Genomic DNA, 17,569 nt, shown 5'->3' with positions numbered 1-17,569 from the left:
ACCTGTCTATAACAAAACCCTTTTACACATGGCCCGCCAAAGCTTTGAAAAAGGGTTAAAACTTAAAGGTAATTTACTATGAATGCTGATCAAAGAAAACAGGCCATTCAAAAGAAAGGCTATACACTTAAGCAGGTTGCCGATGCTTTGGGTAAGTCTCTTTCAACTGTTTCCAATGTAATACATGGACGACATGTATCTTCTCCTATAGCTAAGTCACTGGCAGCGATAGTTGATCAACCCGTTGAAGTGTTCTTCTCGGACTGTGAGTCCTATTTAAACCCAACAAGTCCCTCTGTTGTTCGTGGCTCAGCTCGAGAAGCAAAAGTGGCGGAGCTACGTCAACTCATTGCAGCAGCTTCATAAGGAACCCACCATGTCTAATTCAATCTCACCACAAGCTGCCGTTACCGCTATTCTGGAATCGGGTCGCAATGCAAATGGTAAAGCGATTTTATGTCCAGTTGTCGCACCTGTAATTGCCCGTGCTGCGCTAGGGCATTTCGCCAGCCAGTCAGAAGTAGCTGAACCGTCGGATCAGTCTGCCCAGGAGACTGCACGTACTCATCAATCGACTCATCGAGGATAGGCACCATGTGTGTAGCAATGCCTGGAGGCAGTGAACGGGACAGTGCTGTAATAAAGGAGTTTATAGCCACTAAAGAATCAAAGACGACGCTATTGTCTGCATTGTTGTTGTCTTGGTTGTTGTTCATACGTTTCGCTCTGGGTTGTCTTGGTTTATGTATCAGCACAGTTAAGGGACTGCGTTATGTGCCGCCTCAGTTTGTTAACAGCATAAGCCCGAGCATTGCATACGTCATGGCAAATTTACTGGCAATTTTTGCCAGCAGTTTTGCCAGCACAATCAAACCAGGAAAGAAATAACAACAGGTGGCAGTAAAGATGTATAACCGCAGTAACGTGGAGTCTTCCAGTATGTTGAAAAGTGACGAATCACCCAGATGTGATCTCACGTTTGCCCTTTTGGCTGCGATGAAAAGCGCGGTAGACAATGGGGCGTTCAGTCGTCCAATGGTCATCGACAGAATGAACGAATGCCTGGGCGGCGAGAAAGTGATCACACGCGATATGTTTAACAAATGGTTTAGCGTATCCGCACCAACCAAATTTCCTGCTGAGTACCTGCCTGCATTTTGCTGGGCAACTCAGTCTATTGAACCCTTTGTGGCACTCCTGTTGCCGCTGGATTACAGCCCGGTGGATGGCCGTGCATTGACTATGGTCAACGCCACTGAACTGGCGTTCCAGGCGCAAGCGCTGCTTCAGCAGTCGGAAACGATGTTTGCCAACATTATGAAGCAGGCAGCACAGGCCACCCCTCAGCAATCCGCTGACATTACCAGAATCAAATAGCGAGCACTGATATGAAGAACATCAAAGACAGAGTTGCGCCCAAAATTCAGCGCAACGTGCAAAATACGGCCGATTTACCGGCGGTTCGTTTGGCTAATTCAGCCACTGTTTTACTCAGTGCCGCTGAGTTGGCAAAGCTGGCTGCACGTGCTTGTGGAGGTAGCGTATGAGCGTAATTACAACACCGGTAAAAGCCGAACACCTGCGCATAGTAGGAGAGCAACCCGAGATTGCCTGTGACTGCTGCAAACGTGTTGAGCGCGCATCGCGTCCTGGCGCTTCTGTTACTGAATGGCAACTGGCTGCCAACCTGGTTGGCTGGCGTGCTATCCAGACCGAGCACTTTACCTTTGACAGTGTATGCCCCAAGTGCATAGCAGATCTGACCGCTCCTGCGGCACGGGAGGCAGTATGAGCTGCCAAACAACACGCAACGCATTTATAACCCGCGACGGGGATGCGCTCAGTGCTTGGGTGATCATTACCTGGACTGGACCAGACCAACAGCCATTAACGAGTTCGGCGATTATCAGTGCTGATGCCACTCGACCAGGCTGGGATGCACTGCGCACCGAACTACGCGAATGGTATAGCCCTATCACACTGGAGTGTGGCCAATGAGTAACAGTCAATACATATCACCCCAGGTGCAACGCGTACTGGCCACCATAGAGCTGATGGCCGGGAAAGAGATAGACGGTGTAGAGCCTGGCAAGCTTGTTGCTGAACTAGGTTGCTCCCCTGCGGATATGACCCGAGTGTTAGCTAACCTGGAACAGGCTGGCTGGGCTGAGCGCCTGAAAAATAACGCGCAACGCTGGCGGTTGCACGCAAAGCCTGTGCAAATCAGCAATACCGTTGCGCATACCTATAGAACTGCTCTGAATGATCTACAAATTGAGAGCAATAAATATCAATTGTTAGGTTGAGGTGATGTATGAGTGATTTAAGCGTCACAGACTTAATTGATCTTAAAGTACAGCAGCAAACAGACATGGCAGATATGCAAGCTGTGCTAATGAAACTTGGGCGTGCTCAGGCATTTAACTTTGCTGCAAAACTGCTGACGGTCAGCGAATTAAAGATTCTTGACGAAGTTAAGAAATCTAAAAAATACAAGGGGATAACGTTATATAGCCCAGACGGAAAACTGCTGACCATCAGCACTTGGGAAGATGTTTGCAAGCTGATCATTGGGGAAAGTAGGCAGCACGTTGATGAACGCATATTGAATTTACGCCATTTTGGTGAACAGTTCTTTGAAACAGCACAGAAAATTGGATTAGCGTACAAAGATCTAAGGGCTGTCCGTCAGATGTCGGAAGAAGATCAAACGCGCATCATCGAAAGTGAGGCAGCAGAGAGTGGTGATATTGACGCACTCAAAGAAATGATTGACGAGTTGAAGGCCAAGCACGCCAAAGAGGAAGATAAACTCAGTCAGGAGCTGCTGGCGACAGAGGCGCAGCTGAGAGTATCCCGCAACGCGACCACCGAAAAGCAAAATGAAATCATTGAGCTGAAAGGCAAGCTGGAGCAGCAAAAATTTGACCCGCAGCGCTGGAAAGGTGAAGCCCGGCAGTTTTTTGAGCAACTGGCCAAAACGCAGAATGAGCTGCGTGAAGGGTTTGGCAAGCTCATATCTCTGAGTGAACAACTCGATACGGTGAATATGGATGACAAGACCCATGAAGCCGCGCAATCAGCCCTGTATGCCGACAGCAAGATTTTACTAACTCAACTGGCCCATGTGTGGAATGAACTATATCGCAGCTATGGCCACCTGGATGATGCTAAGCCGTCGGGCGAGTGGCTGGCGAAACTCGGCTTTGAAGGTACGGAGGTGCTGGAATGAGCGCACTGACGTTGGAATACTGGGGAGAGCAGCTAAATAACGCCAAGCACGGCACCAAAGGACAAATTCTTGAACAGGCTTGCCAGACGCTCAGCCTGAGTAAAGACGGGTTTTATCGGAAACTGAGAGAGCAAGGCTGGACCAGCGGCAAATCGAAGCGTGCTGATGCAGGCACCACCAGTATGGATGATGCCACGATAGATATGCTGATCGCGATTCTGAACCAGGGCTTGCGGGAGAATGGCAAGCGTATTGTGGATATTACCGTTGCTAAATCCATTCTGGTTGCCAATGGCCATGCCTGCCTGAGTGACAGCCAGATCAGCCGTATACTAGCCCGGCGCAATGCGTCGATAGCCGCGCTGGACCGGCCGACCCCGCATGTGCAGCTAAGAAGCCTGGCCCCTAACCATGTACACCAGGTAGACCCGAGCTATTGCCTGCTTTATTACCCGCCAGGGAAAAAAGGCAAGATACAGCGCTATGCGAACGATGCGGAATTTTATGCAAACAAGCCCGATAACTTGGAACGCATAAAGAATTTGCGCGTGTGGCGCTATGTGCTGGTAGACCATAACAGCGGCATGATCCGGGTGCGTTATTACGAATCGGCCGGTGAAACCCAGGCCAACATGTTCGACTTTTTAATGTGGTGCTGGAAACAGCATGATGGCTCGGCGTTTATGGGCGTACCGCAAATATTATTGTGGGACAAAGGCAGTGCCAACACGGGTAAAGCCATTACCAATGTCCTGGAAGCGTTGCAGGTTAAAAACATTCCCCATGAAGCTGGCAACCCCCGTGCTAAAGGTTCGGTTGAGGTAGCAAACAATATTGTCGAAAAACAATTTGAAAGCAGGCTGTTATTTGAACCTGTAAGTAGTGTGGAAGAACTGAATGCGGTTGCCTGGGCCTGGCAAGAGGCGTTTAACGCCGACAAAGTGCCCGGCATGAATTGCAAACACCGCCGCCATAAACGCTCTCGCCTGGATATGTGGATGACCATATACCAGCCACAGAACCGCAGCTATTTGCGCATGTTGCCAGATGAACAGGTTTGCCGGTTGTTGCTGACTAAGAAAGGCGAAACCAGAACCGTGAATGGCGATTTAGAGATCACCTATGTGCACCCGCGCACAAAAACACAACACCGTTACGACGTTGGCGAGCTGGAGCATATAAGCAACGGTATTAAGGTTGCTGTGAGCCCGATCATTGTGGGTGATACGCCGGATCTGCTGGTTGGGGTTACTACGCCCCTGGACGAGGTGGTGTATCACCAGGTGAAACCGGTGGGTGTATCGGAAGATGGTTTTCGCCTGGACGCCCCGGTTATTGGTGAAGCGCACATCCGCAATGCGGACACCGCCACACAAACAGCCGCTAAAGAGGCAGACCGCCTTGCGTTCCCTGACAAGTCTGATGCCGAAATTAAGCAGGCTAAAAAAGCCAAAGCAGCCCCGTTTGGTGGCCTGGTTGCGCATTCGCACCTGCAAGCGGTTGAGCATGAGCCGCGCATAGCACCAAAAGGTGACGTTATTCAGCCACAGAGCCCAATTGCCAAGCAAATGGCTGACGCGCCCGAGCGTAAGGGCAAGGTGCTGGATTCGATTGAATTGCGTATGGCCATTGCTGAGCGCCTGGGCAGGCCGCTGAGGCCAAACGAAATTGAATGGCTTGGTGGCCAGGACGTTGCTGAATCGGAAGTATCAGCAGTAGTAGAACAGTTGCACTTAGGAATAGCGGAGACTCCGGTGCTGAAGTTAGCGAGATAAAAGCTTGAAAATAACAAAGCTTAGCCACGTGTTTGCAGTACTGGGAGTTAAGCAAGCCCATGTTGTACGCGCATTAGCCACTAAGGGGCTGACCTTTAGCAAAGCCAGTTTGAGCCGCCTGGTGACACAGGCGGACTGGCCCAAAACGTGTGACCAGGAGGCGGTGAAAGCCGCGATTACAGAATACCTGGCAAACCTTGGCGCAACCAAAGAGCAGTTAACTGAGCTGTTCAACTGGTATGAGCCAAGTTCGAAAACACAACCTGAAATTGAATATGAAGATCCGGAGCCTGAAATGCTGACCGCAAACGCTAAACAGTTTTTTAAATTAAGAAGAGATCCTTTCGAGAATGAGATTGCAACACCTGAAGATGTTTTTTGGATAGACCCCTATCGGGTGATTCTTGAGGACATGCTACTTGCAGCAACGGCTGGCAGTATGGTTGCGCTACATGGTGAATGCGGCAGCGGCAAGACGATCATTCGACGTGCCTTTATTCACAATATTCAACGGGACCACCCGGAGGTGATTTTAATACAGCCTGCCAGGCTGGACCGACGCCGAGTGACTGCGGAGTCTATTTCGACTGCGATTTGCCGGGCGCTACAAATAAAACATAAACCGTCGGCTGAAGAACGTGATGCAGCGATTGAGGAAGGCTTGATTGAAAGCGCCAACAACGGACACCTTCACTTGATGATTATTGACGAGGCACATGATCTGACGCCGGATGTGATCAAATTACTGAAGCGTATTTGGGAGTTAACCCATGGGTTTCGCCGGGTTATGGGGATCGTGTTGATTGGCCAGACTGAGTTAAAGAAAAAGCTGGATGGCCAGCATGTGCGCGAATTTACCTGGCGCTGTAACCAAATTGCGATGCAGCCACTGGGTATGTTTGTACCACAGTACATTAAGCATAAGTTTGAGCGTGCCGGATTGGATGCGAGCAAGATTTTTACTGATGACGCCATGAGTGCAATTAAAGGCAAGTGCTACGGGATGATCCGGCACGGTATCGCCCTGGATAGCAGTCAGTTAGACCGCTCATATCCGCTGAGTGTAAATACCTGGACCGCAAAAGCCATGAACTTGGCGGCTGCAATTGGTGAGAAAAAAATAACCGAACAATTGGTATTAAAGGTGTAGTTATGAGCGATCACGTAGAAGTTAAGTTAACTGGCTTAGCCATGGTTGAAATTACAAAAACGATTACGCTTCCGCGCGCTGAGGCGGATGCTCTGCGCTTTGATGATGCGGGTATGCAAGATCACTTGATACGGCATGAGAATTTAGCGGTGCAGTCCTGGATGCATGTTTTTGCTAAGCGAGTCCGAGAATTTTCTATCCGGCCAGCAGAGCCAGGCTATACCTGCGCAAATCATTACTGTGGCTGGGTAGGTAATGAGTCGGACAAAGGCACAGCCTATGTTGGCGAGCAGCTGACCACTGTTTGCCCTCTGTGTAACGGCACTCGGTTTAATAAAGTGCAACAGGTGGTGCCCCGTGGATAAACGCATACTGAAAAAAATAAAGCAGTGCCTGGCACTGGCCAAGTCGGCTACCAATGAGCACGAGGTCGCAGCTGCCATGCGCTCGGCTCAGGCATTGATGCTGAAGCATCGCGTTAGTGCTGAGGGTGTGAAGTTTGCTGACATCGACGAGCAGCGCACAGCATGCGGTATAAGCCGGGCTGTGAAGTACCAGGCGATGTTTATCAACCTGATTGAGCAGTCATTTGGCGTGGACGCATTCATAAACCAAAACCTATGTGCAGAAAGTGATATTCGCTTTATTGGTATTGCCCCTCAACCAGAGTTGGCGCGTTATTGCTGGGATGTAATGTGGGCCAAGCTCAAGGCAGATCGGGCTGCCTATGTTAAGCAGCAGTCTAACCGCTGTAAGCGCAGCACGAAGATTGCCAGAGGTGACGGGTTTGCTGAAGGCTGGGTGATTGCGGTCCATAAGCAGGTGACTGAGTTTGCACGTACCGATACTGAAAATCAGGTAATTGAAGCGTACAAAGCGCACCACTATCCGGACCTGACAAGGAGCAGCGGAACCAATCGCGGTAAAAAAGCAAACGTTGGTAACGCCGTTATTGATGGGTTTAAAGCCGGTAAACAACACAATATCAATCGCCCAATTGACGGCGAATCTCAACGTAAATTAGCAGTAGGTGAGGTGAAGTAATGGAACAGGAATTTTTGATTAATCGCAGTGGTTATAAAGTGCCGTTGGATAAGGTTAGCGATAACGACAAAGCGCAAAACTCGTTAGTGCTGGAGCTAGTTAAAACCGCAAAGCAGCTCAGCGCAGAGCATGACAGCTTTAAGCGCGATGTATTCACCCGCGTGAACGACTTTATAGCCGAAATGGCACATTCATATAACGTTGAGATTGGAGGCAAAAAAGGGAACATTACTCTGACGTCGTTTGATGGCAAAAGCCGGGTAAAGGTTGGTGTTGCTGATGACATCAGCTTTGGGCCGGAAATCCTGGTTGCAAAAGAGCTGCTTAACGGCGTGGTCAATAGCTTACTGGACCAGCTGGACGATGAAGCTCAGCTGATTAAAGACATTGTTGGAAACGCGTTCGAGACCAATAAAGAAGGCCAGTACAGCAAGTCTAAAATTATGGAGCTGCGTAGCAAGTATAGGTATAGCCATAAGTCTGACGACTGGGCTGCGGGTATGCGGGCCATTGATGATGCCTTTATTTTTGGCTCAACAAAGACCTATGTACGGTTCCATGAGCGCAACGAGCTTGGTGCCTGGATTCAGATCCCGCTGGTAAGCAAGTCGTTATAGGAGGCGTTATGAAAATGAGTAAATCAAGACTGATCCAGTTGATTCATGTGGGTAAAGGCAAGCTGCAATGGGATGAAGATCTTTATCGCAAAGTCTTAACTGACCTGACTAAAAAGGACAGCTGCTCAAAAATGGACGTCATCCAGCTTACTCAAGTCTTGAATCATATGAAAAGCAAAGGCTTTGAGGTGATCACTAAAAAACGAGGTAAAGGCCGTAACTCACCAATCACCCGCGATAAGGATCAAAAAACGCCACTCGACAAGTTGCGCCAAACCTGGATTGCCATGAAAAGCCGTGGCTATCTGAGAGACGGATCAGAACAGGCACTGTTGAACTGGAGTAAATCGCAAGCAAAGCGGCTGAATAAGGGCGTAGCGGTTGAGCGCCTGGAGTGGCTGAAGCCGACCATGCTGCATGCACTCATTGAGCAGCTAAAAAGTTGGTATCAGCGGGAAATGGTCACAGAGCTGAAAGACCTGGTGCCAGATCTACGAGCGTTGCCACTGGTCGATGAGGAACAACATGAGGCCAAAAGCACCGTTTATGATCACGGCAATTTTAGCAAGTGCAATGTTGAGCAGCTCGAAGCCGCGCTTGCCTTTATTGGCGTGATGCTGGGCCGCTATGAGGAGGCAACCAATGGCTGAACAGTTCGGCAAAGGCAGTGAGCGCGGTATAGGTATGCTACTGGCTATTTTTGAAGTCGTTACTCGTGGTGTTGCCGATGTTGTTGGCACGGAGAAGGCTGGAGAGATAGGCCGCCAAGCAGTAGACCGAGTGCGCCACACATTTGGTGGCGAGAACGTTTATGTGTGCAAGGGCATATCTCTGGACACGATTTTAAAGCACAACAAAATCTGGAGCGAGTTTACTGGAGACAACCACGTAGAACTGGCAAAGAAATATGGCTATTCGGTCCAGTGGGTATACGAGGTTGTACGTACCATGGATAAGCTGAAGAAAGACGAAGTTCAGGGCGACCTGTTCGACAGCAGCAAAGGCCAAGGCCCAAACGATCAATGGGGGATACATGAGTAAACAAAACTTTGTAGGTGTTATGGCCCTGGTGTTTAGTGCAGGTGCCATCAGCGGTGTGGTTGCACATTCAGTTATAACCGATAACACGCCAGGACAGAGCAGAGGTAATGGCCCAGCAGCATATCCGCCAATTGAGAGCTGGGTGCCTCATGGCAATGGCGGGCCATCGTTGCGACCTATACCACCTAAAGTTGAGCCACTTCATAAAGTGGTCCTGGATAAGCTGTTTAGCAAAGAGGTTACAGACTGTGAAAAGTGATGACGTAATGAAGAACAAAGCCATGCAATCAATCGCCAGTTATCTCGCGCAGTGTGGCTGCCAAACATTTAGCGAGGTTGTTCAAGCGACTCAGGTTCTAATAGATGCAGCAGAAGAAACTAAGTTAAGCTACCAAAACCATCCAGAGGCTCTGAGAGCCCAAACAGCACCAACTATTAACTAACCTCATTTAGGCAAAAGCGGCGCGAAATTATGACCGCCGCTGATTTTCAAATAATGAAAACGTTTTTAATATATTGTCCCACTCAGTCCCGCACTCTCCCGGATATTCCCGGAGTTTTCGCACAATACCTTAGTGAGTTTTCGTACATTGGATCAAGTACCGAAAAGGGTGGCATTGTATCCGGTGATCCAAATCACTTATACAATAAAATTGGAACGATCCATTCTGGTGGGAATCAATAATGAATCAAAACAAAGTCGCCAGGCATCTGGCTTTAGTTTCTCTGTCATCAGCAATTTTAACTGCCTGTGGACAGGCGCCTAGCGCGCAAAATCAACATGCTGATGTGCCAGTTTCTGCATCATCAAACTATGTTACTGATGTTGTGTCTTATGTCGATCCCTTGATCGGTACTCAGGGGCCGTTTAATCACAGGCAAGCTGGTAATGTGACGCCGGGAGCGTTGGTGCCATTTGGTATGTTTAATTTTGGTCCCGAGCATGCTTATACAGAAGAGCTTCTTGCGGAGTCAGAGGGGATCTCGAAAAAAATTCTGCAAGAGAAAAAGCGGGTACCTGTCTCTCCGGGTGGTTATAATTATCAGGCCAGCCGCGTAAAGGGCTTTTCCTTTACGCGTTTATCTGGGACCGGTTGCCTGGGGGCATCCGGCGATATTCCTGTGATGCCATTTACCAAAGATGTAACCTTTTCTCCCGCAACCGATCCCATTAATGCCTATTTCAGTGCCGGGTTTAGTCATGACAATGAAACCGCTATACCGGGCTACTATCAGGTTGGATTAGACAATGGTGTAAACGTTGAGCTTGCGGCAACCACCCGCACGGGGATCGCCAACTTTACTTATGAACAGGCAGACAACGCTAAGTTGCTATTCAGGACGTCCTACTCTCAATTAGGCAGTGGCGACGCTTATGTTAAGGTCGATGCGAAAAAGGGTGAGGTAACCGGTTATGTGACCTCTGGCAACTTTTGCGGTTACCTGGGCGAGCACAACCAAAGGGACTACTACACGCTGCATTTTGTTGCCAAGCTCGATAAACCCATTTCAGGCTCAGGCGCCTGGAAAGACGGTGAAGTATTCAAAGGGCAAGATTCGGCAAAAGGTGGAATGGGGTACGGTGATAACGGTTGGCCGGATATCGGTAAAGGCTCAGGTGTTTGGGTAGATCTGGATTTGGATGCAGGTGAAAGCGTACAAATGCGCGTTGGTATCTCTTATGTAAGTCTGGATAATGCCAGGGAGAACCTTAAAAAAGAACAGGTTGGGCAAAACTTTGCAGAAGTGCGCAAGGGCGCGCAGGCGGCCTGGGAGCAGGAGTTGTCTAAGGTGAAAGTGGAATCAGACGACACCAGCAAACTCAGAGTATTTTACACCGCCCTATATCATAGTCTTTATCATCCCAATATTTTTTCAGATGTGAATGGTCAGTATATTGGCTTTGATCAGCAAGTTCATACTGTAAAAAGCACTCAAACACACCAGTATGCTAACTTTTCTGGCTGGGACGTTTACCGCTCACAGCTGCAACTGGTTGCTCTGTTGGATAAAAAACGCGGCAGCGATATTGCCCAGTCCTTATTTAATCAGGCGAGCCAGTATAATGGGGTCTGGGATCGCTGGACGCATAATGCTGGGGCAACTGGCGTGATGAGTGGCGACCCTGCAACGATAGCGATAGCGAATTTTGTGGCATTTGGTGCTGATGACTTCGATGTGAGCGGGGCGTATCAGTCTTTGCGTAATGCCGCGACTGAGCCTACCGAGTTTGATTTATCTGAGACTGGCTGTCCGGTGTTTTGTCGCGGGCAAAAGCCGTCGTTAGATCAATGGCAGACGCTTGGATATATCTCAGATCAGTCGAACAGCTGGGAAGGCGCATCAGAAACCCTTGAGCAGGCATCCAGCTACTTTTCATTGTCTCAGCTGGCTGCGCGCCTGGGCAAGCAGGACGATGTTTCTCGATTTGTGAACGAAGCCGGGTTCTGGCGCAATATCTATAATCCGTCTGCGACTGAGTCGTTGGGTTATATTCAGGGGCGCAACAAAGATGGAACCTGGAAAGACGAATTTGATCCGTTTTCTGGTCACCTGTTTGTTGAGGGCAGTCCGGCGCAGTATTTATGGATGATCCCCCATGATGGCGCGGGGCTGGCAAAAGTCCTGGGAGGTGAAAAGGCAATGAGTCAGAGACTGGATAGCCATTTCCGCAAAGCGGATGGCAGCTGGGTGTTGTATCGCGATTCGGCTGAATTTGCCGATGTATCTAACCAGCCGTCTATTCTGTCTCCGTGGATGTATCTGCACACCGGTGAAGCGTACAAAACACAGCAAACAGTGCGCGAAACTATGAAGCAGCTTTGGTTGGATGCGCCGGATGGGATCCCGGGTCAGGATGATTTGGGTCAGATGTCTTCCTGGTATGTATTCAGTAGTCTGGGGCTTTATCCCAAATATCCGGGCCGTGCAGATCTGGTGCTGTCCAGCCCTCAGTTTAAACGCGCGAGCATAGGTCATTTAACCTTGAATGCACCGAAGGCTTCTGCCGAGCACATTTATATCAATACGCTGAAGGTAAACGGTAAAGCCACCTTGAATAGCTGGATTGATGAGACCTACATCAATGAACCGGTTACGCTGGACTTTACCTTAAGTAAAACACCAAACAAAGCATTTGGCAGCGCTGTGGAAAATCGACCGCCCAGTTATGGGCCCGCAACGCAGTAATGGCATAGATTGTAAGGGTTTCAAACCCTGAGCTGTTTGTAAAGCCCCGACTGACAGTCGGGGTTTTTGTGTCAAACCTTGCTCAGAGATTAGTGGGCAGGCGTGGGTGTTTTCACCTCGAACAGCAGGACCTGACTCAGCTGTTTGCCGTGCACGTTAAAATTATTATCCGACACCATGAGCAAGCTCGGATTGCCATTGGCAAGCTTAGGGCCAAAGGTCATACCCTCCAGATTATCAATGTGTTTGGAGCCCAGTTTTTCCTTAACGGTGGCCAGGTCTAACAGCAGAGTTTTACTGGCAGGGCGAAAAGGCTGCTGTTTTAGTGAAGCCGTTTTGCTGGTGTCGGTTGCCTCTTTCATATCAACAAGATAAATGCTGACATCATTGCCCCCGTCAGCAATCCCAGAGGTGTATGAACGCTCCATGGTAAGAAACTGGTGTTCATTTAGCTGTAATATCTCAACCAGGCCGGTGGTGCGAAACGCATCAGGCTTTGCTTGTGGGCGATTGACCATAGGTTCGAGATAATAGGCAAACTGCTTTTGCATGCGTTTCGAGGCAAAATCAAAATATGAGATACGCACCATGCTGCCGTGTTTAATGTTGGACTCTTCACCATCTTGTTTAAGTGCGCCTTCGGCAGACACCCAAATGCCTTGCCCGGAATGGGCTATGGTGAGCCCTTCGAAGACAGCATTGTGTCTTGGTCCGGACGCTTTGCTGATGTTGAACATCTCAGGCAGTGTAAAGTTAACCAGGCCTTGTCCGGTTTGCATGAAAATGGCTGGCGCTTGGTGATATTTAATACTGCCTTCGCTGGTCCAGATGATGTCTTTCCCGTTGGGCGCTACTCTTAGGCTCTCCGGGTCAACCACACTTGAGTCGGTTTTTGGGTTTATCAGCGGCAGCGATTTTGTGAATTCAACCTGTTCAATTTTCTGATTTTTAATTGCAATATTGGCTTCAAAGTAGCGGGGTTTTTTAGAGTCATCGGCGATGAGTAAATAGCGGCCATCGGTGTATTCAATGCTGGACAAACCGCCGACCTTGTCGCCATCGACGCGTAAGTCTGCAGGAACAATAAACTCATCTAAAAACTCGAGCTGCATAGAAGCTGAGTTGGCGAAAAAAGGGGCCAGTAAGGTTAAAAATAGACAACTGCGCATAAAGATCTTTACTTCAAAAATTCAGGACAGACCAATATACGCAGGTAATATGAAGTTTGCATCACAAAGTCGATAAAAACACATGACTGTGAAAAAAGTAAACTCAGACAGAATGCATGACGCAACTTTGGTACCTGTCACTTGGCGTGCGCAACGGCAGTGCTTTATTGGTACTGGATCTGTTTAAACGCATCATACACAGCCAGGTGCAAAGTATCTCCGTGATCGAGTTCTTCGAAATAGCGAAAATGTAACTGAGCTTTATCTTTAAGTTGTGGGGCAATTTTATCATGAAGTTGCTTTGCAACGCGCTCCATAACTTTACCTTCCTTGCCGACTGCAATGTAGACTGATTTAGGCAAGCCTGCGGGACTGAATGGTTTGGCGAGCAGTGACTCGTCGTCCCACCATAAACTTGGGCTGATAATCATATAGTGGTCAAACAAAGTTGTGTGATGAAACAGAATTTCGCTGGCTAGTAGCCCTCCCAGAGACTGGCCTATCAGCGTATTTGACTGTCTGGTACGGTAACGTTGCTCGACTAGCGGTCGCAATTCATTTTCGATAAACGCGATAAATGATTTAGCGCCGCCCTGTGTAGGCAGATCGCGTTTATCGAGCGCGTTGTTACTCAAAGTTGTAAAGTCGTGTTTTCTGTCCTGATTACTGATGCCGACAACTATGCTGGGAGGCAGAATATTCAGCCAAGGAAAATTAGCAAACTGAACCAGACCGGCAATGTGAATAAAGTCTTCGTCTTTTGAGCCGTCCAGCAGGTATATAACCGGGTACTTTTGCTGTTTGTTCTCGTGATACCCTGCTGGTAAGTACACGTTTATCGAGCGGTTTTGTTGCAGTATTTGAGATTTAAACGTCAGGGTGCTGGCAAACTGCATCGGCTCTGTATGTACCTCACTTTTTGCAAACGCTACAGAGCAGAGCATAAAACCAATTAATATTACGAGTGCTCGAGTCATCAGGGAACCTTCCTTTGTCTGAATAAAAAGCAAATGTTAACCTCGTTTTAAGTTAGCGCAAAGGGAAGTGCGGTACAAGTTTGTTAATCGCGTGACGTACAGTCCAAGTTTCACCCAGGCGAGAGAGCCATTGATTTATTTTCAGTACAACGTATTGTGTTTATCAAAATATAATAACAAGGATTGCTTATGAAATTGCTCAAAATGCTATTTGCTACAGCGCTAATTTTACTGAACGGTGTTGCGTTCAGTGCCAATATTCAGGTTCAGGCGGTGTCGCAGCATGTGCATATTCTCTCAGGGAAAGACTACGGTACTAATATTGGACTGTTCGATACCCCCGATGGCTTGGTGTTAATCGACCCTATGCCAGGTGAGCCATATCTGGCTGAATTGGAAAAAACCATTCAGACAATTTACCGCAAACCCGTCACGTATATTATTAATACGCACGCTCATGCAGATCATACTGGTGGCAATGCCTTTTTTGCCAGTCGGGGTGCGCAACTTGTGACGGGCACAATCAACCGGTTTGATATGACTCACCGGGTGGTGAAGTCTCATACCGGCACCGATAACATTTACTATTATAAGCCGGGTAATGTCATTTTTGTTGGGGATGTGTTTGATACCAGCTGGCATCCTACTTTTTATGCCGGCGGAGTGACTGGGTTTAACCAGGCGATAGAGACGATTTTAAGCTTGGGGGATGAACAGAGCCTGGTGGTGCCGGGTCATGGTGAAGCCGCCAATAAAGCCTCACTGCGCGCGTTCAGACAAAACACCCTCGACTGGGTGAGTGCTGTGAGGGCGCTCAAAAAACAAGGGTTAAGTGTAGAACAAATCATGGCAGATAAAAGGGCCGTTGAGTTGGTCGCGCGTTTTAACCTGCAAGGTAAGTCGCCATTTTTGCCAAGTAAAGCCTATAAACGCTTTGTACAGAGGACGCTCCAGGTTATTGAGCATGAGTCGCTGTAGTAGAAATGTGTGACCGCTAAACGCCGAGCCTTGGCGTTATCGGGTTGATGTGCGATAGTGACAGCGTCTGTGACCAATCAATAAAACCATGGAATTTTCACGCTACTTTTTGTTCTTTTTTGCCTCCCTTGGCGCGTTTAACGGGGTTTTGCTTGCCGTCTGGATCTATCATAAACGACAAGCGATAACCGGGGCGCCCTGGCTGTCTTTATTGTTACTTATGCTGAGTGTTCGGATTGGCAAATCGGTCGCGTTTTATTTCAGTCCGGGACTCAGCAAAGACATTTTACAGCTCGGGTTAAGCGCCTGCTGTTTGATTGGACCAAGTCTTTTTTCCTTTTGTTTTCGGGCCCAAAGCCCGGATAAATACCGTGTGATGCTACGCTGGCACTTTGCTGTCTGGGTATTTGTGGTTGCACTGATAGGTTACTTTTACCCCTATCACAGCCATCTGGAACTTTGGCAAAGCTGGATATATCGGGGATCAAGTTATGTCTGGCTCGGATATTTGTTAGCGGCAAGCTGGGTTTGCAGGGATAAACTTGTTGCGCTTTGGTCCACACCAAGTCGTCTGGCCTGGCGTGATATGCCACTGGTGGTGCTGGGTGGCGGTTGGTTGATCTGGCTTGCCTATTATACCGCGGCCTACACCTCCTATATTATGGGGGCTTTGTCATTTTCTATGGTGCTCTATCTGAGCGTGGTGGTTTACTCCGGTGCAGGCAAAGCAAAAGTAAAATATGCAGCGCAGCGTATTTCAGATCAGCAAAGCCATGAGTTGTCGGCAAAATTAACGCACTTGCTGGATGAAGAGCGCCTGTTTACCGACCCCGACATGTCTTTACCCAGGCTGGCTCGACGCTTAGGGGTAAGTCATACCAAACTATCTCAATTTTTAAATCAGCATTATGGCTGTAACTTTAATCAATACCTGAACCGCTACCGAGTCGAGTACGCTCAGGGATTGTTATGCCAGCAGCAGAACCTGACAATGGACCACGTGGCTGAGTTGTGTGGTTTTAATGCCAGCTCAACATTTTACACGGCGTTTAAGAAATACAGCGGCCAGACCCCCAGTCAGTTCAGGGCAAGCAACACTGCTAAATTATCATCCTGAACACCCAAATTATAATCCAGGAGCTTGTTTTTTAAGGTTATGTTTTATGGTGAGGTGACTTTAAGTTAACCGGAGACACACCATGAGAATTTGTCTTAAGACGATCTTGATTTTATTTTGTTTGATGCACTGGGGGCACGCCCATGCCGACGAGAGCGGGGTGATACGTGCCCTAAATGACTATCTTCAGGGGACACAAATGGGTGAGTCCGCGCGCATTAAAAATGCATTTCACCCGCAAGCTCAGTTGCTACTTTCTCATAGTACCAAGCCATTTTGGACAGTCACGGCCAGTCAATACAGTAGCTGGTTTGCCGCTAAGCAATCAAAGCAGCGGCGGGGGAAAATTCTTTCCCTAAAAATCGATGGCGATATTGCCACAGCGCGGTTAAAAATTGCCGTCTCACCGCCTTATCAGGCTTTTATCGATCACGTTTTGCTTAAACGCATTGCCGGAAAATGGCAAATCGTCAGCAAAACGGCGACACAGCAGAGCCCCCAGTATAAAGATAAGAAAATCTTGTTTATTGCCTCCAGTGCCAGCTTTCATGGTGAGAGCGACTTGCCAGCAGGCACCAGCTTTTCTGAACTAGTCTATGCCTATGATACTTTTATCAAAGCTGGCTATGAGGTCGACTTTATGAGTACCCGAGGTGGTGCGCTGAGCCTGTCTTATATCAATACCTCTATGCCTATTCATAAACACTATCTGTACGATCCTGAGTTTATGTATGCTATTGGCCATAGTCTGACGCCCGAGCAGGTAGACGCCTCACAGTATCATGCTGTGCATTATGTTGGGGGAAGCAATGCCATGTACGAAGTGGCAGAGCATCCGCAGATCCAGGCGATTGCTATGCAGGTTTATGAGCAGAATAACGGAATTATTTCTGCGGTGTGTCATGGCACTGCTGGTATTGTTAATTTGAAGCTTAAATCTGGAGAGTATCTGCTGGCCAATAAGCGTGTGAGCGGTTATCCCGAATCATTTGAGCGCCAGGATGCCGCTTATTTTAAAGAGTTTCCGTTTTTAATTGGTGAGCAAGTTAAAGCGCGGGGCGGGGTGTTTTTGTATGGTGAGCGCAATGCCGCTTTTGTCGAAGTAGATGGGAGATTGATCACCGGACAAAACTATTTATCTTCCGTGGCGGTTGCCCAAGCTATGATAGCTGTATTAGAGAAACTCTGAGGCATTTGGGTGGCGAGGGGGTGAACTAGCACTGTCTGGAAGGCAAACTGGTTTATGATTACCGTGCTAATGTAGAGGCAAAAAACCTGCC

General features: G+C 48.4%; 23 protein-coding genes. 21 read left to right on the top strand and 2 right to left on the bottom strand.

What is annotated here, in order from left to right; genetic code table 11:
* The first annotated feature begins 78 nt into the window (after window positions 1–78).
* The 18 genes from L1285_RS20930 to L1285_RS20845 all read left to right on the top strand — a co-directional run bounded on the left by L1285_RS20930 (window position 79) and on the right by L1285_RS20845 (window position 12,048).
* Window positions 79–366, top strand: a complete 288-nt coding sequence (locus tag L1285_RS20930) for a helix-turn-helix domain-containing protein (RefSeq protein ID WP_235414180.1) — start codon at window positions 79–81, stop codon at window positions 364–366.
* Between the two features lie 10 nt (window positions 367–376).
* Window positions 377–589 (top strand): hypothetical protein, encoded by a 213-nt coding sequence (locus L1285_RS20925; protein WP_235414179.1) that lies wholly within the window; start codon window positions 377–379, stop codon window positions 587–589.
* 5 nt (window positions 590–594) lie between these two features.
* On the top strand, window positions 595–888 hold the full coding sequence (locus L1285_RS20920; protein ID WP_235414178.1) for a hypothetical protein: 294 nt from the start codon (window positions 595–597) through the stop codon (window positions 886–888).
* A gap of 18 nt (window positions 889–906) precedes the next feature.
* On the top strand, window positions 907–1,377 hold the full coding sequence (locus L1285_RS20915) for a hypothetical protein (RefSeq protein WP_235414177.1): 471 nt from the start codon (window positions 907–909) through the stop codon (window positions 1,375–1,377).
* 11 nt (window positions 1,378–1,388) lie between these two features.
* Entirely contained in the window at window positions 1,389–1,547 is a 159-nt protein-coding gene (locus tag L1285_RS20910; RefSeq protein WP_235414176.1) for a hypothetical protein, read from the top strand.
* Window positions 1,544–1,792: a hypothetical protein gene (locus L1285_RS20905; RefSeq protein ID WP_235414175.1), complete on the top strand. Its 249-nt coding sequence runs from the start codon at window positions 1,544–1,546 to the stop codon at window positions 1,790–1,792. Before L1285_RS20910 ends, L1285_RS20905 begins: the two co-directional genes overlap by 4 nt.
* The gene (locus L1285_RS20900) at window positions 1,789–1,998 is read left to right on the top strand and encodes a hypothetical protein (protein WP_235414174.1); all 210 of its coding nucleotides are present in this window, start codon (window positions 1,789–1,791) and stop codon (window positions 1,996–1,998) included. The genes L1285_RS20905 and L1285_RS20900 overlap by 4 nt, the downstream gene beginning before the upstream one ends.
* Window positions 1,995–2,306 carry a MarR family transcriptional regulator gene (locus L1285_RS20895; protein WP_235414173.1) on the top strand — a complete coding sequence of 104 codons (312 nt, stop codon included), beginning with the start codon at window positions 1,995–1,997 and terminating at the stop codon, window positions 2,304–2,306. The genes L1285_RS20900 and L1285_RS20895 overlap by 4 nt, the downstream gene beginning before the upstream one ends.
* Window positions 2,307–2,314: 8 nt before the next feature.
* The gene (locus L1285_RS20890; RefSeq protein ID WP_235414172.1) at window positions 2,315–3,232 is read left to right on the top strand and encodes a hypothetical protein; all 918 of its coding nucleotides are present in this window, start codon (window positions 2,315–2,317) and stop codon (window positions 3,230–3,232) included.
* Window positions 3,229–5,007 carry a hypothetical protein gene (locus tag L1285_RS20885; RefSeq protein ID WP_235414171.1) on the top strand — a complete coding sequence of 593 codons (1,779 nt, stop codon included), beginning with the start codon at window positions 3,229–3,231 and terminating at the stop codon, window positions 5,005–5,007. The genes L1285_RS20890 and L1285_RS20885 overlap by 4 nt, the downstream gene beginning before the upstream one ends.
* A gap of 4 nt (window positions 5,008–5,011) precedes the next feature.
* Complete coding sequence (locus L1285_RS20880) at window positions 5,012–6,157, top strand: ExeA family protein (protein ID WP_235414170.1); 1,146 nt, start codon at window positions 5,012–5,014, stop codon at window positions 6,155–6,157.
* A 2-nt stretch (window positions 6,158–6,159) separates the two neighbouring features.
* On the top strand, window positions 6,160–6,522 hold the full coding sequence (locus tag L1285_RS20875) for a hypothetical protein (RefSeq protein WP_235414169.1): 363 nt from the start codon (window positions 6,160–6,162) through the stop codon (window positions 6,520–6,522).
* A complete protein-coding gene (locus L1285_RS20870) occupies window positions 6,515–7,201 on the top strand; it encodes a DUF2786 domain-containing protein (protein ID WP_235414168.1) in 687 nt (228 codons plus the stop codon). The genes L1285_RS20875 and L1285_RS20870 overlap by 8 nt, the downstream gene beginning before the upstream one ends.
* Window positions 7,201–7,818 (top strand): DUF3164 family protein, encoded by a 618-nt coding sequence (locus L1285_RS20865; protein ID WP_235414167.1) that lies wholly within the window; start codon window positions 7,201–7,203, stop codon window positions 7,816–7,818. The genes L1285_RS20870 and L1285_RS20865 overlap by 1 nt, the downstream gene beginning before the upstream one ends.
* A 14-nt stretch (window positions 7,819–7,832) precedes the next feature.
* On the top strand, window positions 7,833–8,468 hold the full coding sequence (locus L1285_RS20860) for a gp16 family protein (protein ID WP_235414166.1): 636 nt from the start codon (window positions 7,833–7,835) through the stop codon (window positions 8,466–8,468).
* Complete coding sequence (locus L1285_RS20855) at window positions 8,461–8,859, top strand: Mor transcription activator family protein (RefSeq protein ID WP_235414165.1); 399 nt, start codon at window positions 8,461–8,463, stop codon at window positions 8,857–8,859. Before L1285_RS20860 ends, L1285_RS20855 begins: the two co-directional genes overlap by 8 nt.
* On the top strand, window positions 8,852–9,118 hold the full coding sequence (locus L1285_RS20850) for a hypothetical protein (RefSeq protein WP_235414164.1): 267 nt from the start codon (window positions 8,852–8,854) through the stop codon (window positions 9,116–9,118). The genes L1285_RS20855 and L1285_RS20850 overlap by 8 nt, the downstream gene beginning before the upstream one ends.
* 425 nt (window positions 9,119–9,543) lie before the next feature.
* Entirely contained in the window at window positions 9,544–12,048 is a 2,505-nt protein-coding gene (locus L1285_RS20845; RefSeq protein WP_235414163.1) for a GH92 family glycosyl hydrolase, read from the top strand.
* Window positions 12,049–12,137: 89 nt separating this feature from the next.
* Here the strand turns inward: L1285_RS20845 and L1285_RS20840 are convergent, their stop codons facing one another.
* Together L1285_RS20840 and L1285_RS20835 are read right to left on the bottom strand one after the other, a co-directional pair.
* Window positions 12,138–13,217 (bottom strand): esterase-like activity of phytase family protein, encoded by a 1,080-nt coding sequence (locus L1285_RS20840; protein WP_235414162.1) that lies wholly within the window; start codon window positions 13,215–13,217, stop codon window positions 12,138–12,140.
* Window positions 13,218–13,381: 164 nt separating this feature from the next.
* Window positions 13,382–14,194: an alpha/beta hydrolase gene (locus L1285_RS20835; RefSeq protein ID WP_235414161.1), complete on the bottom strand. Its 813-nt coding sequence runs from the start codon at window positions 14,192–14,194 to the stop codon at window positions 13,382–13,384.
* Window positions 14,195–14,383: 189 nt separating this feature from the next.
* On the opposite strand from L1285_RS20835, the gene L1285_RS20830 reads away from it, so the two are divergent.
* From L1285_RS20830 to L1285_RS20820, 3 genes are all read left to right on the top strand, one after another.
* The gene (locus L1285_RS20830; RefSeq protein WP_235414160.1) at window positions 14,384–15,172 is read left to right on the top strand and encodes an MBL fold metallo-hydrolase; all 789 of its coding nucleotides are present in this window, start codon (window positions 14,384–14,386) and stop codon (window positions 15,170–15,172) included.
* An 88-nt stretch (window positions 15,173–15,260) separates the two neighbouring features.
* The gene (locus tag L1285_RS20825) at window positions 15,261–16,289 is read left to right on the top strand and encodes a helix-turn-helix domain-containing protein (protein WP_235414159.1); all 1,029 of its coding nucleotides are present in this window, start codon (window positions 15,261–15,263) and stop codon (window positions 16,287–16,289) included.
* Window positions 16,290–16,371: 82 nt separating this feature from the next.
* Window positions 16,372–17,478, top strand: coding sequence for a nuclear transport factor 2 family protein (locus tag L1285_RS20820; protein WP_268836239.1), 1,107 nt, complete (start codon window positions 16,372–16,374; stop codon window positions 17,476–17,478).
* Window positions 17,479–17,569: the final 91 nt, after the last annotated feature.

Origin of the sequence: Pseudoalteromonas sp. DL2-H2.2 (genome assembly GCF_021532535.1) — a bacterium.
GTDB lineage: Bacteria > Pseudomonadota > Gammaproteobacteria > Enterobacterales > Alteromonadaceae > Pseudoalteromonas > Pseudoalteromonas rubra_A.
This window is presented reverse-complemented; position numbering and strand designations above follow the sequence as displayed.